This is a genomic window from Micromonospora sp. NPDC005291, from assembly GCF_040607415.1.
Taxonomy (GTDB): Bacteria; Actinomycetota; Actinomycetes; order Mycobacteriales; family Micromonosporaceae; genus Micromonospora.
Genome location: NZ_JBEXGR010000006.1, coordinates 74,296 through 92,155, shown reverse-complemented (window position 1 = coordinate 92,155; position 17,860 = coordinate 74,296). Strand labels below are relative to the sequence as shown.

Annotated in this window: 16 protein-coding genes; 6 read left to right on the top strand and 10 right to left on the bottom strand. The window is 71.9% G+C overall.

Going from position 1 to position 17,860, the window contains the following annotated elements; all coding sequences use genetic code 11:
- Window positions 1-27 precede the first annotated feature (27 nt).
- Window positions 28-1,179, bottom strand: coding sequence for a dihydrodipicolinate synthase family protein (locus ABZT18_RS10915; RefSeq protein ID WP_354994304.1), 1,152 nt, complete (start codon window positions 1,177-1,179; stop codon window positions 28-30).
- Window positions 1,176-2,327, bottom strand: a complete 1,152-nt coding sequence (locus ABZT18_RS10910; protein ID WP_354994305.1) for a Gfo/Idh/MocA family oxidoreductase — start codon at window positions 2,325-2,327, stop codon at window positions 1,176-1,178. Before ABZT18_RS10910 ends, ABZT18_RS10915 begins: the two co-directional genes overlap by 4 nt.
- A 358-nt stretch (window positions 2,328-2,685) precedes the next feature.
- Between ABZT18_RS10910 and ABZT18_RS10905 the strand changes: the two genes are divergently transcribed.
- Together ABZT18_RS10905 and ABZT18_RS10900 are read left to right on the top strand one after the other, a co-directional pair.
- A complete protein-coding gene (locus tag ABZT18_RS10905; RefSeq protein ID WP_354994306.1) occupies window positions 2,686-3,759 on the top strand; it encodes a LacI family DNA-binding transcriptional regulator in 1,074 nt (357 codons plus the stop codon).
- Between the two features lie 41 nt (window positions 3,760-3,800).
- The gene (locus ABZT18_RS10900) at window positions 3,801-4,769 is read left to right on the top strand and encodes an aminoglycoside phosphotransferase family protein (RefSeq protein WP_354994307.1); all 969 of its coding nucleotides are present in this window, start codon (window positions 3,801-3,803) and stop codon (window positions 4,767-4,769) included.
- Window positions 4,770-4,814: 45 nt separating this feature from the next.
- On the opposite strand, the gene ABZT18_RS10895 is transcribed toward ABZT18_RS10900, so the two are convergent.
- A complete protein-coding gene (locus ABZT18_RS10895) occupies window positions 4,815-5,477 on the bottom strand; it encodes a fasciclin domain-containing protein (RefSeq protein ID WP_354994308.1) in 663 nt (220 codons plus the stop codon).
- Between the two features lie 133 nt (window positions 5,478-5,610).
- On the opposite strand from ABZT18_RS10895, the gene ABZT18_RS10890 reads away from it, so the two are divergent.
- Complete coding sequence (locus ABZT18_RS10890) at window positions 5,611-6,096, top strand: GNAT family N-acetyltransferase (protein ID WP_354994309.1); 486 nt, start codon at window positions 5,611-5,613, stop codon at window positions 6,094-6,096.
- A 214-nt stretch (window positions 6,097-6,310) separates the two neighbouring features.
- On the opposite strand, the gene ABZT18_RS10885 is transcribed toward ABZT18_RS10890, so the two are convergent.
- Window positions 6,311-7,609, bottom strand: coding sequence for an MFS transporter (locus ABZT18_RS10885; protein WP_354994310.1), 1,299 nt, complete (start codon window positions 7,607-7,609; stop codon window positions 6,311-6,313).
- Window positions 7,610-7,762: 153 nt separating this feature from the next.
- Here ABZT18_RS10885 and ABZT18_RS10880 point away from each other — a divergent pair, with 153 nt between their 5' ends.
- Window positions 7,763-8,236, top strand: a complete 474-nt coding sequence (locus tag ABZT18_RS10880; protein WP_354994311.1) for a MarR family transcriptional regulator — start codon at window positions 7,763-7,765, stop codon at window positions 8,234-8,236.
- A gap of 18 nt (window positions 8,237-8,254) precedes the next feature.
- On the opposite strand, the gene ABZT18_RS10875 is transcribed toward ABZT18_RS10880, so the two are convergent.
- The 6 genes from ABZT18_RS10875 to ABZT18_RS10850 form a co-directional block, all read right to left on the bottom strand.
- Window positions 8,255-10,102 carry an IucA/IucC family siderophore biosynthesis protein gene (locus ABZT18_RS10875; RefSeq protein ID WP_354994312.1) on the bottom strand — a complete coding sequence of 616 codons (1,848 nt, stop codon included), beginning with the start codon at window positions 10,100-10,102 and terminating at the stop codon, window positions 8,255-8,257.
- The gene (locus tag ABZT18_RS10870; RefSeq protein ID WP_354994313.1) at window positions 10,099-10,722 is read right to left on the bottom strand and encodes a GNAT family N-acetyltransferase; all 624 of its coding nucleotides are present in this window, start codon (window positions 10,720-10,722) and stop codon (window positions 10,099-10,101) included. Before ABZT18_RS10870 ends, ABZT18_RS10875 begins: the two co-directional genes overlap by 4 nt.
- A complete protein-coding gene (locus ABZT18_RS10865) occupies window positions 10,719-12,008 on the bottom strand; it encodes a SidA/IucD/PvdA family monooxygenase (protein WP_354994392.1) in 1,290 nt (429 codons plus the stop codon). Before ABZT18_RS10865 ends, ABZT18_RS10870 begins: the two co-directional genes overlap by 4 nt.
- Before the next feature lie 35 nt (window positions 12,009-12,043).
- Window positions 12,044-13,582, bottom strand: coding sequence for an aspartate aminotransferase family protein (locus tag ABZT18_RS10860; protein WP_354994314.1), 1,539 nt, complete (start codon window positions 13,580-13,582; stop codon window positions 12,044-12,046).
- Window positions 13,583-13,679: 97 nt separating this feature from the next.
- Entirely contained in the window at window positions 13,680-14,537 is an 858-nt protein-coding gene (locus ABZT18_RS10855) for a siderophore-interacting protein (RefSeq protein ID WP_355251155.1), read from the bottom strand.
- Between the two features lie 4 nt (window positions 14,538-14,541).
- Window positions 14,542-15,573, bottom strand: a complete 1,032-nt coding sequence (locus tag ABZT18_RS10850) for an ABC transporter substrate-binding protein (protein ID WP_355251152.1) — start codon at window positions 15,571-15,573, stop codon at window positions 14,542-14,544.
- Between the two features lie 118 nt (window positions 15,574-15,691).
- On the opposite strand from ABZT18_RS10850, the gene ABZT18_RS10845 reads away from it, so the two are divergent.
- Window positions 15,692-16,759, top strand: a complete 1,068-nt coding sequence (locus tag ABZT18_RS10845; protein ID WP_354994393.1) for an iron chelate uptake ABC transporter family permease subunit — start codon at window positions 15,692-15,694, stop codon at window positions 16,757-16,759.
- Between the two features lie 67 nt (window positions 16,760-16,826).
- A complete protein-coding gene (locus ABZT18_RS10840; RefSeq protein WP_354994317.1) occupies window positions 16,827-17,855 on the top strand; it encodes an iron chelate uptake ABC transporter family permease subunit in 1,029 nt (342 codons plus the stop codon).
- Window positions 17,856-17,860: the final 5 nt, after the last annotated feature.

Sequence of the window (17,860 nt, the reverse complement as noted above, 5' to 3'; positions counted from 1 at the left end):
CTCGCAACACCGGCTCACTCCTCGCGCTCACTGAGCCACCCCCGCGACGGTGAACAGCGCCCGTGCGCGGGCGGCGGCCAGGTCGGCGTCGGGGAGCAGCCCGGCGGCGTCGGCCAGGGTGAGCAGGGTGGCCAAATGCGCCGGGGACCGGCCGGACTGCGCGCCGCCGACCATCGTGAAGTGGTCCTGGTGCCCGGCCAGCCAGGCCAGGAACACGATCCCCGTCTTGTAGTGCCAGGTCGGGGCCGCGAACAGGTGCCGGGCCAGCGGCACGGTCGGCGCGAAGACCTCGTCGTACGTCGAAAGGTCCCCGCAGTCCAGCGCGGCCAACGCGGCGGCGGCGGCCGGTGCGATCGCCGCGAACACCCCGAGCAGCGCGTCGGAGTGGCTCACCTCGTCACCCCGGATCAGCTCCGGATAGTGGAAGTCGTCGCCGGTGTAGAGGCGTACCCCGGCGGGCAGCCGACGGCGCAGCGCCACCTCCCGCCCCGCGTCCAGCAACGACACCTTGATGCCGTCCACCTTGGACTGGTGTGCCTTGATCAGCTCGACGACCGTGTCGGCGGCCAGGTCCAGGTCGACCGCACCCCAGTAGCCGGTCAGCGCCGGGTCGAACATGGGCCCCAGCCAGTGCAGCACCACCGGCTCGTCGGAGGCGGTCAGCAGCTCGTCGTACACCCGGAGGTAGTCCTCGGGACCGCGGGCCGCGGCGGCCAGATGCCGGCTGCACATCAACACCGGCCGGGCACCGGCCGCGCGGACGTCGTCGAGCTGCTCCCGGTACGCGTCGGTGACGGCCGCCAGGGTGGCCGGGCCGGTCGGCAGCTGATCGGTGCCGACCCCGGCGACGATCCGTCCGCCCACCGCACGGGCCTCGGCGGCACTGCGACGGATCAGCTCCCGGGTGGCCGGGTAGTCCAAACCCATCCCCCGCTGGGCGGTGTCCATCGCCTCGGCGACCCCCAGCCCGTACGACCAGAGGTGCCGCCGGAAGGCGAGGGTGGTGTCCCAGTCCACCGCAGCCGGGGCACCCGGCACGTTCTCCGCGCTCGGGTCGGCGACCACGTGCGCGGCGGCGTACGCGATCCGGCTGGTCGCCGGCGCGACCGGGCGGGCGAACCCGCTCCCCCCGGCCAGCCGGTGCCGCCGCCCACCCGGCAGCACGACCTCCGCGGTCATCGGTTCAGCTCCGGCACCTCGACACGGACGCCTTCGCGGGCGGAGCGCAACCCCAGCTCGGCGAGCTGGACGCCGCGGGCACCGGCCCGGAAGTCCCACCGGAACGGCTCACCGGCCACGATGTGTCGCAGGAACGCCTCCCACTGCACCTTGAAGCCGTTGTCGAACTCCTCGTTGTCGGGCACTTCCGTCCACTGTGCCCGAAAGTCCTCGGTGACCGGCAGGTCCGGATTCCACACCGGCTTCGGGGTGACCGCCCGATGCTGCACGCGACAGTTGCGCAGCCCGGCCACCGCGCTGCCCTCGGTGCCGTCGACCTGGAACTCCACCAGCTCGTCGCGGTACACCCGCACACTCCAGGACGAGTTGACCTGCGCGATCACCCCACCGTCGAGCTCGAAGATGCCGTACGCGGCGTCGTCGGCGGTCGCCGGATACGGGCGGCCGGCCTCGTCGACCCGCTCGGGCACATGGGTGGCGGTGACGCAGGTGACGGCGTTGACGCGGCCGAACAGTTCCTCCAGCACGTAGTGCCAGTGCGGGAACATGTCGACCGTGATGCCGCCGCCGTCCTCGGCCCGGTAGTTCCAGGACGGGCGCTGGGCGGGCTGCCAGTCGCCCTCGAAGACCCAGTAGCCGAACTCGCCGCGTACCGAGAGGATCCGGCCGAAGAAGCCGCCGTCGATGAGGCGCTTGAGCTTGCGCAGACCGGGCAGGAAGAGCTTGTCCTGCACGACGCCGGTGCGTACGCCGGCCGCGTCGGCGGCTCGGGCCAGGTCGAGCGCGGCGGCGGTGTCCTCGGCGAGGGGCTTCTCCGTGTAGATGTGCTTGCCGGCCTCGATGGCCTGCCGGATCGCCTTCTCCCGCTGCTGGGTGACCTGGGCGTCGAAGTAGATCTCGACGTCGTCGCGGGCCAGCGCCGAGGTCAGGTCGGTGGTCCAGTCGGTCAGCCCGTGCCGCTCGCCGAGCTCCCGGAGCTTCGTCTCGTTGCGCCCGACCAGGACCGGTTCCGGCCAGATGGTCGTGCCGTCGGCCAACGCCACGCCGCCGGACTCGCGGATGGCCAGCAGCGAGCGGACGAGGTGCTGCCGGTAGCCCATCCTTCCGGTCACGCCGTTGACGATGATGCCGATCGACCTGCGGGTCATGATGTTCCTTCCGTCGTGCTGGTCGTACCGATCCGCGCTCAGTGGTTGGCGGCCGCGCTGCCGAGCAACCCGCGCAGTTCGGGAGCCGATCGAAGGGGGTCCGACAGCACCTGCGCGTGGTCGCGGTGTGCCGGAAGCTCGACCGGACAGGCGCGCTCCTCGGCGTAGCAGGCAAACGCTTTCCTGTGGAGCGTAGGGCGCTCCCCCGACGGCAGGCAAGGCCTTTCCTCAATCCGTTTCCCGCCCACCGACGGCACACTCGCGACCCGGAACCTCCCTGCGGGAAAGGGGTTTCTCTGCGGTACCGTGACGCAAGCCGGCACGGCGACACGCCGTCAACAGACCGAGAGGGCGGGCCATGGCGACCCTGTCCGACGTGGCGCGACGCGCGGGCGTCTCACCCGCCACCGCCTCCCGCGTGATCAACGGCAGCAGCAAGCCGGTCACCGACGAGCTACGCGAGCGAGTGCTCGCCGCCGTCGCCGAGTTGCAGTACGTGCCGAACGCGCACGCCCAACTGCTGGCCCGCTCGCATCGCAGCGCGGTGGGCGTGATCGTGCACGACGTCTCCGACCCGTACTTCGCCGAGATCACCCGTGGGCTGCAACGCGTCGCCACCGACCAGGGCCGGCTGTTGATGATCTGCAACAGCTACCGGAACCCGGACCGCGAGCTGGAGTACGTGGAGCTGCTGCGCGGCCACCAGGTCGCGGCGCTGATCCTGGCCGGCTCGGGCTATCACGACGAGGCGTTCACCCGGCAGCTCAACGAGAAGCTCGCCGCGTACGAGGCGACCGGCGGGCGGGTCGTGGTGATCGGCCGGCACGAGCACTCCGGCGACGCGGTGATGCCGGACAACCGGGCCGGCGGCTACCTCGCCGGGCGGGAGCTGTGCGGGCTGGGGCACCGGGCGATCGGCGTGGTCGCCGGTCCGCAGATCCTCACCACCACGACCGACCGGTTGGCCGGCCTCCGGCAGGCCCTCACCGAGCAGGGCCGCGAGCTGCCGGAACGGCGGATCCGGTACGCGGAATTCGACCGCGACGGCGGCGCCGAGGCCACCGCCCGACTGCTCGACGACGATCCGGAGCTGACCGCGATCGTGGCGCTCAACGACTCGATGGCCATCGGCGCGCTCGCCACCCTGCGGGCGCGCTCGCTGGCCGTGCCGCAGCAGATTTCCGTGGTGGGCTTCGACGACATGCCGATCGCCCGGGACGTGACCCCGGCGCTGACCACCGTGCGACTGCCGCTGGTCGACATGGGAGTGCGGGCGATGTCCCTGGTGCTCGGCGTCGAGGCGCCGGCGCCCCGGCGCGAAGTGCTCCCCGCAGAGCTGGTCCGCCGCGACACCGCCGGTCCCGCCCCGCGCTCCACCCGCGCCACTTCCGGGTCGACGCCCCGGGCGCGGCGGGGCGACACCACGTCGTGACCGCTTCCAGCCCCACGCAGCGTCCCCTCACGACGAACGACGTGGCACACCTGGTCCGCGCGTCGTTCGGGCCGCGGGCCCAGGTCCGGGACGCCGGCCCGCTGAGCGGCGGAGGGTTCGCGACCGTCTGGTGGGCGCTGCTCGACGACGACCGCCGGGTGGTGCTGAAGCTGGCACCACCGGCGGAGACGCCACTAATGCGCTACGAACGCGGGCTCTGCGCGGCCGAGGCACGGTACTTCCGGCTCGTCGCCGAGCATGCGCCGCAGGTGCCCGTACCCCCGGTGTTGCACCACGGCACCGACCCGGCGTACGGCGAGTGGTTGGTCACCGCGATGCTGCCCGGCCGGTCGCTGTCCGACCTGACCGAAGCGGGCGCCGCGCTCGACGACGACCCGGCGCGGTACGACCTCGGGGTGACCCTCGCCGCGTTGCACCGGATCACCGGCGACCGGTTCGGGTACGAGGGCGACCGGGCCAGCGGGTCGAGCTGGCGGGCGGCGTTCACGGCGATGCTCGACGCGCTGCTCGCCGACGCGGCCGACTGGGACGTCCGGCTGCCGGTCACCCCGGACCGCCTGCGCGCGCTGGTGGGGCGGCACGCCGACGTGCTGGACGAGGTACGCCGCCCGGCGCTGCTGCACTTCGACTGCTGGGACGGCAACGTGCTGGCCGCGCCCGACTTGGACGGCCGGCTACGGCTGTGTGGTCTGGTGGACGGGGAACGCTTCCTCTACGGCGATCCGCTGCTGGATCTGGTCTCGCCGCTACTTTTCCGGCGCGTCGAGGATGAGCCGGAGCATCCCCTGCTGCGCGGCTACCGGGCCGCCGCGCCGCTGGTGCTGGACGCCCTCGCGCTTCGGCGGCTCGGTCTCTATCGGCTGCACCTGTACCTGCTGATGACCGTCGAGATGCCCAGCCGCGGCATGACCGCACGGAGCCATCCGGGGCGGCACGACCGGCTGGCGGCCCTGCTCGACGAGGAGATCGCGGCACTCGACCGGGACTGACACGCGGGTGGCGTCCGACGTGTGGTCGGACGCCACCCGGCCGGGTCAGGGCAGGTCGATCGGGCGGAGCACCCGGTCCACGGCGTGCGCGATCTGCCGGTTGCCCTTGTTGACGTCGAAGGTGGTGACGCGGGCGTCACGGTCGTTGGTGTCGGCGTCGATCAGCCGCACCTGGCGGAAGAAGAACAGGTAGGTGCGCACGTCGACCTCAATGGCCGAGCCGAGCGCGGTGGTCAGGTCCGTGCCGTCGGCCCGGACCGCCGTCTTGCGATCGATGGTCGCGCCCGGCACCACGTGGTAGAGCAGGACGTTCTCCACGGTGTCGATGCCCAGCCCGGCGACGGCGGTGAAGGTGGCGCTCTCACTCGGCAGCTTCTGTGCCTTCGTGATCTCGCGTACCAACTGCTGGAAGGCGGCGTCGGTGGGGATGAACGCGGTCAGCGCGACGGTGCCGTCGGTGAGCACCTTGACCGGCGAGTTCGGCTTGGCCTCCAGCACGGCCAGCACGGCCGCGGTAAGCACGTCGAAGTCCCGTGAGTTGCGGTCGAAGCCGCTGGTGTCCTTGGTGAGCACCTGGGCGAGTGACGTCGTGCCGAGCGGCTTGGGCTTGCCAGTGGCCTGAGCGGCCGGCACAGCGACGGCGGTGGTGGCCAGCGCGGTGGCCATGGCGCCCACCGCCATCCGGGCGGCGAGTCGTGCGATCTTCATCAGCGGGCCTTTCGTCGAAGCGACAGATCCGTGACGTCTCGTCACGACCCATGCTTCGCACCGGGTACGCCGCCCGGATGCACCTGCGGATAAACGAATTGTCCGGAGCCCGTTCGGGGCTTAGCCTCCCCCGGTGCTGATACGGGAGTTCGTCGACCAGGACTGGTCGCACATGTGGCCGATCATCGAGGAGGTGATCCGGGCACAGGAGACCTTCCCCTACGACCCCGAGATGACCGCCGAGCAGTCGTACGGCATGTGGGCGGAGGCCGCGCCGGGGCGGACCGTCGTGGCGGTCGACGGCGGGCGGGTGCTCGGCACCGCGAAGATGGGCACCAACCGGCCCGGGCCGGGCGCGCACGTCGCCACCGCGAGTTTCATGGTCGCCGCCGACGCCCGGGGTCGGGGCGTCGGCACCGCGCTGTGCCGCGACGCCCTGGCCTGGGCGCGCCACCAGGGGTACGCGGGCATGCAGTTCAACGCTGTCGTCGAAAGCAACCGGTCGGCGGTGCGGCTTTACCAACGGGAGGGCTTCGACGTGGTCGGCACGGTGCCGGGCGCGTTCCGCCACCCCACCCTCGGCCGGGTCGGCCTGCACGTCATGTACCAGGAGTTCTGACCGGAGCAGTCCAGCGGACGCTGGTTCGCGGCAGGCGGATGCGATGTGCTGCTGAATGCCTGTCGAGCTGCCCCATCAGCGGGGCAGGCCGCTCGTTCCGGGCCACGACCATTCGGGCGGGCGGGCCACGGACGTGCCTGCCCCACAGGTGGGGCAACTCGACAGGCACGGCGGGACATACGGGCGGGAGCCACCGCCTAGGCGCGGCGCCAGCTCAGGCCGTTGACGGATGGTCCGCCGGTGATTGACCAACCTGACCCAGCACGGTGGTGGCAGACGGACCATGCGGCTCCGCGCCAGCTCGGCGGATCGGGGTGAACAGGCCGCCGACCGCGACCAGCAGGCATCCCGCTCCCGCGACGAGGGCGACCGTCGACGCACCGTATCGGGCGGCGGCCCAGGTCAGCGCGACCGCGCCGGCCGGTCCGAGGGCGTAGTGCGTGCTCCAGAACGCCGAGGTGACCCGGCCGAGCAGGTGGTCAGGGGTGATCTCCTGACGCAGCGACATGGAGCAGATCCCACCGATGCTGAGACAGCACAGGTAGACCGCGGTCAGCGCGGTAACCGCCGGCACGCTCGCCACCATGCCGACGCCCGCCACCGCGAAACCGCAGATCGCGTGCGCGCCGATCCAGGTCGCGCCGAAGCCGCGCCGGCGACGCAGCGGGGCCACCAGCAGCGCACCGGCGACCGTGCCCAGCGCCGCCAGGCCGAGCACCGTGCCGACGGTGCGCTCGGAGCCGCCGAGGTCGTGCGTGACGTGGTAGATCAGCACGTCGATGAAGCCGTAGGTGAGGAAGATGAAGACCGACAGCAGGACGGTCAACGCGCGGAGCACGGGCTGTCGCCACAGGAACCGCGCCCCGGCCAGGAATTCGGCCAGCGGTCGCTGCCGGACCACCCCCTCGTCCACCTGGACGGGGCGCAGTCGGATCAGCCACAGACCGGCCGCGGAGAGCGCGAAGCTCGCCGCGTTGACGGCGATGGCGGTCGCCGGGCCGAAGCGGGCCGCCACCACGCCGGCGAGCAGCGGCCCGAGGACGGCCGCCGCCGCGTACGTCGCCTGCAACCGACCGTTGGCCTCGGTGATCCGATCGCGGTCGACGAGGTTGCGGACGGCGGTCACCGCGGCGACCTGGAACACCATCCCGGCGGCCCCGCAGATCGGCAGCACGACGAAGAGCAGCCAGACCTGCGGGCCGGCGAGCCAGGCCAGTGGCACCAGGCCGTAGAGCACCAGCCGGGCCAAATCAGCCACGATCATCAGCGTGCGGCGGTCGTACCGGTCGACCAGCACCCCGCCGAAGACCCCGGCGACGACGGACGCCGCACCCGCGACGGCGGTGAGCAGACCCATCTGCGCCACCGACCCGGTCGCCTGGAGCACCAGCAGCGGCACCGCCAGGTAGGCGAACGAGTCGCCGGCCGCCGATAGCGACTGCGCGACCCAGTACGTGCCGAAGGTCCGGTCCCGCCAGAGCGGAGCCCGCCCAGCGTCGGCAGATCGGCTCATCGCGCCAAGGGTAGTGAACGTGGCCGTCCGCCGTTGGCCGTGGTGGCGCCGGGAACGCTAACCGGAACTTGCTTCGTCAAGCAAATAGACATCCTATGGTCGTGGTCACACCGAGAGTGAGCAATTGCTCAGTCAAGCAAGTATGATGCGAGGATGTCCGACCCCTCCGCGAAGACCCCGCAACCCCTCACGCCCGATGAGGAGGCCCTGGTCCGCGCCCTGGGCCAGGTGATGCACCTGCTACCCCGCACGATCGACGCCGACATGGTCGGTGACCGTCAGTTACCGCTCACCGAGTACACCGCCCTGATGAACCTGTCCGAGGCGCCGGACCGGCGGTTGCGGATGAACGAGCTCGCCTCGGCCTGCCACCTCTCGCTCAGCGGCATGACCCGCACCATCATCCGGTTGGAGACGCAGGGCCTGGTCAAGCGCGAACGGTGCGAGGAGGACGCGCGCGGCTGGAACGCCGTCCTCACCGACGCGGGCTTCGCCCGCCTGGAAGAGTCCTGGCCGAGTCACCTGACCGCCGTACGCCGGCGGTTCCTCCAGCACTTCGAGAGCTTCGACCTCGCCCAACTGGCCCGCGCGTTCCGGCGGGCCGGCACGGCCGAGACGACCGACTGAGCAGGCCCGCCTCGACTGTCACCGGGCCGGGGCGTGGGCGGCCAGCGGGTTGGTCAGGGTGCCGACGAACTGGAGAGCCGCCGACGGGTCGGCCAGGTCGATCATCTGCTGGTTGTCGCGCAACTGGAGGCGGTTGAGGCAGGACAGCGTGAACTCCGGTGCGAACAGGTCGTAGTGGCGTACCCGCTCGGCCAGGTGCGGCACCCGGTCGAAGTAGTCGGCGGCGCAGGCCGCGACCGTACGCCAGAAGTCGTCCTCGGCGAGCACACCGGCCTCGACCAACACCGCGTTGAGGTGACGCAGGAAGCAGTCCACCACGTCGGTGAAGATGGTCAGCAGCTTGGTGTCGTCGGGCACGTCGACCCGGACCCGCTCCACCGCTTCCGGCAGTTCGACCTCGTTACTCATCACGGCGATCTCCTCGGCGATGTCCTTGAAGATCACCCGCTCGACGGTGTCGCGCTCGTCGAGGACCAGGATGACGTTCTCGCCGTGCGGCATGAAGGCCAGGTCGTGGGCGTAGAAGCTGTGCAGCAACGGGGTGAGGTAGGCGTCCAGGTAGCGACGCAGCCAGACCTCGGGCGCAAGCCCGGACCGGGCGATCAGCGACGCCGCCAGCGAGCCGCCGTCGTTGTCCACGTGCAACAGCGCGGCCATCGTGGACAGTCGGCGTCCCGGTGCCAGGTCGGGCATCGGGCTTTCCCGCCACAACGCGGCCAACATCTTCCGGTACGGGGAGGTGCGGTCGGTCGCCGCCTCGTACTGCCGGTGCCGGTAACCCACCGCGGCCCGCTCCCGGATGACGGTCAGGCCGGTGCCGGTCAGCACCTCGTCGCCGGCGATCAGGTCGGCCACCCAGTCGTTGATCGCCGGGGTGGCCGCCATGTACGCGGCCGACAGACCCCGCATGAAGCCCATGTTCAGCACCGACAGCGCGGTCTTGACGTAGTGCCGGCTCGGCTCGGTGACGTTGAAGAAGGTGCGGATGGACTGCTGGGCGAGGTACGCGTCCGGCCCGGGGCCGAGGTGCACCAGCCGCCGCTCGGCCAACTCCCCGGCGAACGTGACCGCCAGCCTGTTCGACCACTGCCACGGGTGTGCCGGGATCAGGTGGTAGTCGGCGAGGTCCAGGCCGAGGTCGGCCATCGTCGTCGCGAACCGTGCTCGGGTCTCCGCGTCCAGCTCACTGTCGATCAGCGTGTCGTAGTCGAGGTCGGCGGCGCTGCTGAACGTCGAGTGGTCCCGGTGCGCGGCCAACCACTCCAGTCGGACCGGGGCGGCGGCCTCCGGGGCGTACCGGTGGTACTCGTCGACGCCGAAGCCGAGCCGGCCGTTGTTGGCCACGAAGCAGGGGTGGCCCTCGGTCATCGACGTCTCGATGGTCTGGAATTCCGCCCCGGCCAGCTCGGCGGCGCTCGGTGCGGCCTGGGCCAGCTTGTACGCGGTACCGGCCAGCGTCGAGGTGATCTCCTCCAGGTAGACCGGGAGCACCCGCGCGGAGAGCCCGAGGGTGCCGCGCAGCTCGACGATGAGGTCCACCGCGTCGGGCGGCAGCGAGGTGCCGTCGCGGTGCCGGGTGATGCTGTCCGCGTCGATCTGCCAGTGCGCCAGGGCGAGCACCCACGCCGCGAACCGGTAGCTGACCGCGCGATCGTCGCTGTGGACCTCGTACCACTGTCGGTCGTCGGGGCCCGCGACGGGTTCCGGGGTGAGCAGCCGTTCGTGGGTGAACTCGGCGAGCGCCTTGCGGACCAGCAGCCGGTTGGCCCGGGCCCAGCGCTGCGGGGTGAGATGCCCGACCGGGTCGCCGGTGGCGGCGTGCTCGGCGGATGCGGGCGTCTGGGTGGGGACGGCGGTGGCGGTCACGCCGGGGCTCCTTCGGTTCGGGTGGCGGCAGCGCGGTCGGCCGCAGCCCATTCAGCGGCAGCGCGGTCGGCCGCGGCCTGGAACTGAGCTCGGGTGCAGACGCTGAGCAGAGCGTCCTTCTCGGGCTTGGCGATCGTGTCGACGACCTCGAAGCCGACGGCGGCGTTCAACGCGTGCACGGCGGTGTTGCCGACATCCGGCTCGACCACCACCCGCCTGGTCGCCGGATCGTCGAAGAGCCAGGCCATGACGGTGCCGAGCACAGCCCGGGTGAAGCCGTGCACGGGAGTGCCGACGGGCGCGCAGAGGAAGTGCATGCCCACGTCGCCGGGCTGGTTGTCGTAGAGGCCGACCAGCTCGACGTGGGCCGGGTCGTAGCGCTCGGCGAGGAAGGCGGGACTCCCCCGCCACAGCCCGAGGTACGCGTCGTGGTGCGGGTGGTCGGCGATCCGCTGGTACTCCTCGGCCACCTGGGCCTGGTCGGCGTCCTGCATCAACCAGAACGCCGCCTTCGGGTGGGTGACCCAGGTGTGCAGCAGCGCCGCGTCGGCGTCCGGGTCGAGGGTACGCAGCGCGAACTCACCGAGCCGGTCGTCGGCGCGGGTGTAGACGACGCTCATGACGCGGCCCCGCCCGAAGCGCCGAACTCCTGGAAGGTGATGCTCTTCTCGATCGGGTAGTGCTCCCGGCCGAGCAGCTCGCGGATGATCCAGGAGTTGCGGTACGGGCCCATGCCCAGGTCCGGCGAGGTGATGCTGTGCGTGTGGGTGCCCGCGTTCTGCAGGAAGATCCCCCGGCCGGAGTGGTCGATGCTGTAGTTGCGGGCCACGTCGAAGCGGCCGTGCGCGTCCCAGCGGATCCGCTCGCGCACCGGCGTGAGGAACGCCGGCACCTGGTAGCGGTAGCCGGTGGCCAGCACCAACCCTTCGGTACGCAGGGCGAAGTCCCGTTCCTGCTCCACCTGACGCAACCCCAGCGTGTACGCCCCGTCCTGGTATGCGGCGCTGACCAGCTCGGTGTTGGTGAGCAGTCGGGTGTTCACCGGGCCGTCGACGCTGTGCGCGTAGAGCTGGTCGAAGATGTCGTTGATCAGGTCGGCGTTGATCCCCTTGAACAGGCCCTTCTGCTCGGACTCCAACCGGTAGCGGGTGGCCTCCGGCAGCGCGTGGAAGTAGTCCACATAGTCCGGTGAGGTCATCTCCAGGGTCAGCTTCGTGTATTCGAGGGGGAAGAACCGCGGCGACCGGGTCACCCAGTTGAGCTGGTAGCCGTACCGGTCGATGTCGCCGAGCAGGTCGTGGTAGATCTCGGCGGCGCTCTGCCCGCTGCCCACCACGGTGATGCTGCGCTTGGTGCGCAGCGCGTCCCGGTGCTCCAGGTAGCGGGAGTTGTGCACGGCGTCGCCGGGCAGCTCGGCGACGGCGTCGGGCAGGTGCGGCGGGGTGCCGGTGCCGAGCACGAGATGCCGGGCCCGATACTCGACGGTCTCCCCCGTGCCGGTGCTGGCGCGCACCACGTACCGCTCGTCGGTGGGGTCGTACTCCACCGTGGTCACGGTCTGACCGAAGCGCACGTTCGGCAGCTTCGCCGCCGCCCACCGGCAGTACGCGTCGTACTCGCTGCGCAGCGGGTAGAAGCTCTCCCGGATGTAGAACGGGTAGAGCCGGCCGATCTCCTTGAGGTAGTTGAGGAAGGAGTACGGCGACGTCGGGTCGGCGAGGCTGACCAGGTCGGCGATGAACGGGGTCTGCAACCGGGCCGACTCCAGCAGCATGCCGGGGTGCCAGGCGAGGCTCGGCCGGGCCTCCAGGAAGACCCCGTCCAGGTCGTCGATCGGCGCGGTGAGGCAGGCCAGGCCCAGGTTGTACGGACCCAGCCCGATGGCGATGAAGTCGTGGGTGGACATCCGAGTCTCCAGGCGCGGGTTCGTGGTCACCGGCGTCAGCCGACGTGGCAAGTCAGGTCGGCGGTGACGTGGTCGTGCACGTACCGGCCGGCGTGGGTGGCGATCAGGTCGAGCACGTGGCCGACGTCGTCGACGGTGGTGGCCGGGTTGAGCAGGGTGAACTTCAGGAAGTGCCGGCCGTCCACCCGGGTCCCGGCGACCACGGCGAGGCCGGACGCGGCCAGCGCCTCCCGGGCGTACAGGTTGGCGGCGTCGGCCAGCTCCCGGCCCGGGCCGGTGGGCAGGTAGCGGAAGACCACCGTGCTCAGCTCGGAGCGGGTCACCACCTCGAAGCGGGGGTCCTCGCTGACCAGCTGCCAGGCCTCGGCGGCCCGGTCGACCACCTCGTCGAAGAGCGCGCCCAGCGCGTCCGGGCCCATCACCCGCAGGGTCAGCCAGAGCTTCAGCGCGTCGAAGCGGCGGGTGGTCTGCAGGCTCTTGTCGACCTGGTTGGGGATGCGCTGCTCCACCATCCGAGCCGGGTTGAGGTAGTCGGCGTGGTAGGTGGCGTGCCGCAGCGCCCGCCGGTCGCGGACCAGCAGCGCGCTGGAGCTGACCGGCTGGAAGAACGACTTGTGGTAGTCGACGGTCACCGAGTCGGCCCGCTCGATGCCGTCGAGCAGGTGCCGCCGCGTCGGAGAGACGAGCAGACCGCAGCCGTACGCCGCGTCCACGTGCAGCCAGACGCCGGCCGCCGCGCAGATCCCGGCCAGCTCCGTGAGCGGGTCGATGGAGCCGAAGTCGGTGGTGCCGGCAGTGCCGACGACTGCCATCACCACCAGCCCGGCCTCCCGGCACCGTGTGATCTCCTCGCGGACGGCGGCCGGCCGGATCCGCCGCCGGGCGTCGGTGGGCACCGCGATCACCGCGTCCGGGGCGAGGCCCAGCAGCTTGGCCGACTTCTGCACGCTGAAGTGACCGGCCGCGGAGGTGAGGACGCGCAGCCGGGGCAGCAGCTCGGCGCGCGCCGCCGAGCCGATCGCCTCGGCGCACGCCTCCTCCCGGGCCAGGAGCAGCGCGTGGAGGTTGGACTGGCTGCCGCCGCTGGTGAAGACGCCGTCCGCGCTGGGGCCGAGGCCGATCCGCTCGGCGGTCCAGTCGATCAGCCGTCGCTCGATGAGGGTGGCCCCGGCGCTCTGGTCCCAGGTGTCCAGCGACGAGTTCACGGCGGTGAGCACCGCCTCGCCGAGCAGCGCCGGGATGGCCACGGGGCAGTTGAGGTGGGCGAGGTAGCGGGGGTGGTGGAACCAGACGGCGTCGCGCAGGTAGACGTCCTCCAGTTCGTCCAGTGCGGCGCCGGCGTCGCCGAGCGGCCGGTCCAGGTCCACGCGGTCGACCAGGGGTGCCAATTCGGCGGGGGTGATCCCGGTGACCGGACGGTCCACGGTGGCCACCCGACGGGCGACCCGGTCGACACCATCGGCGATCGTCCGCCGGTACTGCTCGACCGAGCCGTCATGCAGCAGATGGGCCCGCGCGGCGGCTGGCGCCGGTGGCGGCGCGGTGGTCTCGACGGGGTACGTCGGCACGGTCACGGGAAGTCCTTCCACGTTCTCGACGAGGGCAGCCGGAACCCTCCCCCCGGTGCGTCGCGCGCCGGGAGGCAGTGCCGCCTTTCGGATGGGTCGCCGCTCAGGCGGTGGCGCCGGCCAGCGCCTCGACGCGCAGGTCCTCTTCGGAGAGCCCGCGCCGCCAGTAGCCGGCGAAGGTCACCCGCCGACGGTCGAGGCCGCGCTCGCCGACCAGGTGCCGGCGCAACGCCCGCACCACACCGGATTCGCCGGCGATCCAGGCGTACGGGGTGCCGGTGGGCAGACGGGCCGCACGAACCGCGCTGACCAGCGGATAACTGCCGGGTGGGGTGCTGCCCCGCACGATCCACCTGATCTCGGCGTCGGCTTCGGTGGGCAGGTCCGTGATGTCGGCGGCGTCGGGCACCTCGATCCAGGCGCGGACCCGCGTGCCGGAGGGAAGCCAGGCCAGGATGCCCGCGGTGGCCGGCAGCGCGGTCTCGTCGGCCGCCAGCACCACGAGGTCCGTGCCGTCCGGTGGGCGGAAGCAGACGCTGCGGTTGTCGTGCACGCCGGGGCCGAGCAGCAGCACCCGGTCGCCGGGCCCGGCGAGGGCCGCCCAGCGGGAGGCGGGGCCGGTGTCGCCGTGGCTGACGAAGTCGATGTCAACCTCGGCGACCGCCGGCCGGTGCTCTCTGATGGTGTACGAGCGCATCACCGCACGGACGTCCGGCGGGAGTGCCCGCCAGGCGCCGAACCAGTCCTCGCCCTGCTCGACCGGGACCACCGGGGCGTCCTGTCCCGGGTGCGGCAGGAACAGCGAGACGCTCTGGTCCCGGCCGCCACCGGCGAAGTCGATCAGCTCCGTACCGCCGAGGGTGACCCGGATCAGCGAGGCGCCGACCCGGCGGGCCCGTACGACGTGCGCGGCGAAGAAGCGGTACTGCAGGGCGATCGGTTCGACGGTGCTCGTAGTCATGGTGTCAGCTGACCTTCTTCGCGTTCCGGATGGCGGTGGCGAGGTTTTCCAGCAGCGGCGCGGAGCCGGCGTACGAGAAGCGGGGCACCGCGTCCCACGGGGTCACCTGGTTAGCCTTGACCGCCGGCAGTTGCTGCCAGGTCGGCTTGGCGGCGAGGTCCTTGGGCTGAAGCGCGGTGCTGCGGTTGTCCAGCAGGATCAGGTCCGCCGGGAACTTGCCGGTGCTCTCCCAGCTCAGCGCCTCGAAGTAGTCGCCGGCTTCGAGCTTGGTGGGGACCACGATGTCGACGCCCAGTTCAGCGAAGTACATCAGGTCGGTGCTGACCTTCGGGTTGGAGACGTAGAACAGGTCGGGGCTGCCGGAGCAGGCCATCACCTTGATTCCGGGGTTGGCCTTGACCGCCTGCCGGACCGCCTCGGCGGCCGCGTCGAAGCGGGCCTTCGCGTCGGTGACCTTCTTCGCGGACAGGTCCGCGCCGAGTGACTCGGCCAGCGCGGCGTACCGCTCGATGGGCTTGGTCATGGGCACCCGGGCGGTGGTGATAGCCACACTGGGCGCGAGCGGAAGGATCTTGTCCTTACTCTCGTCCGGCACGTACCAGAGCGCGTCCGGGTCGTACATGTGGGTGACCAGCAGCTCGGGGCGCAGCGCCGCGTACTTCTCCAGGCTGAACTCGCCCCACACGTTGCCGAGGATCTCGACGCCCTCGATGTTCAGGTCGCCGGCCTGCGGGTCGGCGGTGCCGTCGGCGCGCTTCGTCTCGCCGAACACGCCCACGAGCTGCTTGTCGAGACCGAAATCGACCAGAGCAGCAGCGACGCCGGTGAAGGCCACCACGCGGGCGGGACGGGCCGCCGCCTCGACCTTCTTGTTGCGGTCGTCCGTGAACGACCACGGGCCGCTTCCGTTGCTGGTGGCGGGCTTTGCGGCGTCGTCCTTGCCGCAGCCGGCGAGCAGGGCGGCCAGGGTGGCAGCACCACCGGCGGCCAGGAGGCCACGGCGGGAGAGGCGGCGGGCAGACAGGGCATCGGGCATGGTGTTGTCTTTCGATCAGGGGTTGGTCGGGGTCGACCCGGGCAGCGGGGTTAGGTTAGCCTAACCTCTGCCTTTGTCAACAGCGGTTCGCCGTGTCGCCACACCTCCGGAGCCCACACTGGACGCCACACCCACCGTCACCAGACCGGCACGACACGTGCCGGAACGGAGCACGGACGCACCCCCGGTTCGGCGCGGCCGTCAGGCGGCCCGCGCCGCCGGCCTGGTCGCCGCCGTGGCACTGCTCGGCGTGATCGTGGTGCTCAGCATCGCGGTCGGGGCGAAAGCCATGCCGCTCGCCGACGTCTGGTCCGGGTTGCTGCATCGGGACGCCACCGAGTACGCGGTGGTGCACCGGATGCGCCTGCCCCGCACCCTGCTCGGGCTGCTCGCCGGCGCCGCGCTCGGCGTGGCCGGCGCCGTCATGCAGGCCCTCACCCGCAACCCACTGGCCGACCCCGGGCTGCTCGGCATCAACGCCGGGGCGTCCGCGGCCGTCGCCACCGCCGCCGCGTTCCTGGGCGTCACCGCCATCGGCGGGTACGTCTGGTTCGCGCTGCTCGGCGCGGCGGTGGTGACCGCGCTCGTCTACGCCGTGGGCGGCGGGCGTGGCGCCACCCCGGCCCGCCTCGCGCTGGCCGGCGCGGCACTCAACGCCACCCTCTACTCGTACGTGAGCGCGGTGATGCTGCTGGACACGGCCTCGCTGGAGCGGCTGCGGTTCTGGACGGTCGGCTCACTGGCCAGCGCGGACTCCGCGACCGTGACCCGGATCCTGCCGTTCATCCTGGTCGGCCTGCTGGTCGCGCTCGGCGCCGCCCGTCCCCTGAACGCGCTCGCGCTCGGCGACGACGCGGCTCGGGCCCTGGGTGCGCGACCCGCGCTGATCCGCGCCGCCGTGATCGTCGCGGTCACCCTGCTCTGCGGCGCGGCGACCGCCGCGTGCGGCCCGATCGTCTTCGTCGGGCTGCTGGTGCCGCACCTGGTTCGCGCCCTGACCGGCCCCGACCTGCGCTGGCTGCTGCCGTACTGCGCGGTGCTCGCACCCGTGCTGCTGCTCGGCGCCGACGTGCTCGGCCGGGTGCTGGGCCGGCCCGGCGAACTCCAGGTCGGCATGGTGACCGCCGTGCTGGGCGGCCCGCTCTTCCTGTGGCTCGTCACCCGTGGAAGGGTGGCCCACCCGTGAGCGAGCGAACCAGCAGGCTCAGCACGGTGGCGCGTCGCGCCATCGCGGAGCGAAGCGGAGCGGTGGCGTGACTGTTCTCCGTACACCTGGCGGGCTGTCTTTGCGGTTCCGCCCCCGCGCGCTGGCCGTCGGTGCCGGCGCCGCGCTGCTCGCGGCCGGGCTCGGCCTGATCGCCGTGGGCAGTGGTGACTACCCGATGGGCCCGGCCGACGTGCTGCGCACGCTGGCCGGCGGCGGCACACCGGCCGAGCAGTTCATCGTGCAGGAGCTACGACTGCCCCGGCTGGTCACCGCCCTGCTGGTCGGTGCCGCGCTGGCTCTCGCCGGCACGGTGTTCCAGTCGCTGGTCCGCAACCCGCTGGGCAGCCCGGACATGCTCGGCTTCACCCAGGGCGCGTCGACCGGCGCGCTGGTGGTGGTCGTCCTCGGCGGTAGCAGCATGGCGCTGGCCGGCGCGGCGGTCGTCGGTGGGCTCGCCACCGGCCTGGTGATCTACGCGCTCGCCTGGCGGCGCGGGGTGCACGGCTTCCGGCTCATCCTGGTCGGCATCGGCGTCGCCGCGATCCTGACCGGGGTCAACGGCTACCTGCTGACCAGGGCGCCGCTGATGGACGCCGCCCGCGCGGTGCTCTGGCTCACCGGCAGCCTGGACGGGCGGGGCTGGGCCAACGCCGGGCCGCTGCTCGTCGTCACCGCCCTGCTGGCGCCGCTGGTGCTCGTCGGCTGCGGGCCGGCGCTGCGGATGATGGAGTTGGGCGACGACACGGCCAACGCCCTCGGTGTGCCGGTGCGCCGACTACGCCTGGTCCTGCTCGCCGCGGCGGTGCTGCTCGTCTCGTTCGCGGCGGCCGCCGCCGGGCCGGTGTCCTTCGTGGCGCTCGTCGCACCGCACGTGACGAAGCGGCTGACCCGGGCGCCCGGCCCGAACCTGCTGCCGTCGATGGCGGTCGGCGCGGCGCTGCTGGTCGGCGCCGACCTGTTGGCCCAGCGCGCGTTTTCCGGGCACCAACTTCCGGTCGGTGTGGTGACCGGAGTGATCGGCGGTGGCTACCTGGTCTGGTTGCTGGCCATGGAACGCCGGGCGGGTCGGCTGTGAACACC

Bases quoted from the DNA above. Each gene is read 5' to 3' on its own strand.
- ABZT18_RS10915 (WP_354994304.1), bottom strand. From the start codon at position 1,179: ATGACCGCGGAGGTCGTGCTGCCGGGTGGGCGGCGGCACCGGCTGGCC.
- ABZT18_RS10910 (WP_354994305.1), bottom strand. From the start codon at position 2,327: ATGACCCGCAGGTCGATCGGCATCATCGTCAACGGCGTGACCGGAAGG.
- ABZT18_RS10905 (WP_354994306.1), top strand. From the start codon at position 2,686: ATGGCGACCCTGTCCGACGTGGCGCGACGCGCGGGCGTCTCACCCGCC.
- ABZT18_RS10895 (WP_354994308.1), bottom strand. From the start codon at position 5,477: ATGAAGATCGCACGACTCGCCGCCCGGATGGCGGTGGGCGCCATGGCC.
- ABZT18_RS10885 (WP_354994310.1), bottom strand. From the start codon at position 7,609: ATGAGCCGATCTGCCGACGCTGGGCGGGCTCCGCTCTGGCGGGACCGG.
- ABZT18_RS10880 (WP_354994311.1), top strand. From the start codon at position 7,763: ATGTCCGACCCCTCCGCGAAGACCCCGCAACCCCTCACGCCCGATGAG.
- ABZT18_RS10870 (WP_354994313.1), bottom strand. From the start codon at position 10,722: ATGAGCGTCGTCTACACCCGCGCCGACGACCGGCTCGGTGAGTTCGCG.
- ABZT18_RS10865 (WP_354994392.1), bottom strand. From the start codon at position 12,008: ATGTCCACCCACGACTTCATCGCCATCGGGCTGGGTCCGTACAACCTG.
- ABZT18_RS10855 (WP_355251155.1), bottom strand. From the start codon at position 14,537: ATGACTACGAGCACCGTCGAACCGATCGCCCTGCAGTACCGCTTCTTC.
- ABZT18_RS10850 (WP_355251152.1), bottom strand. From the start codon at position 15,573: ATGCCCGATGCCCTGTCTGCCCGCCGCCTCTCCCGCCGTGGCCTCCTG.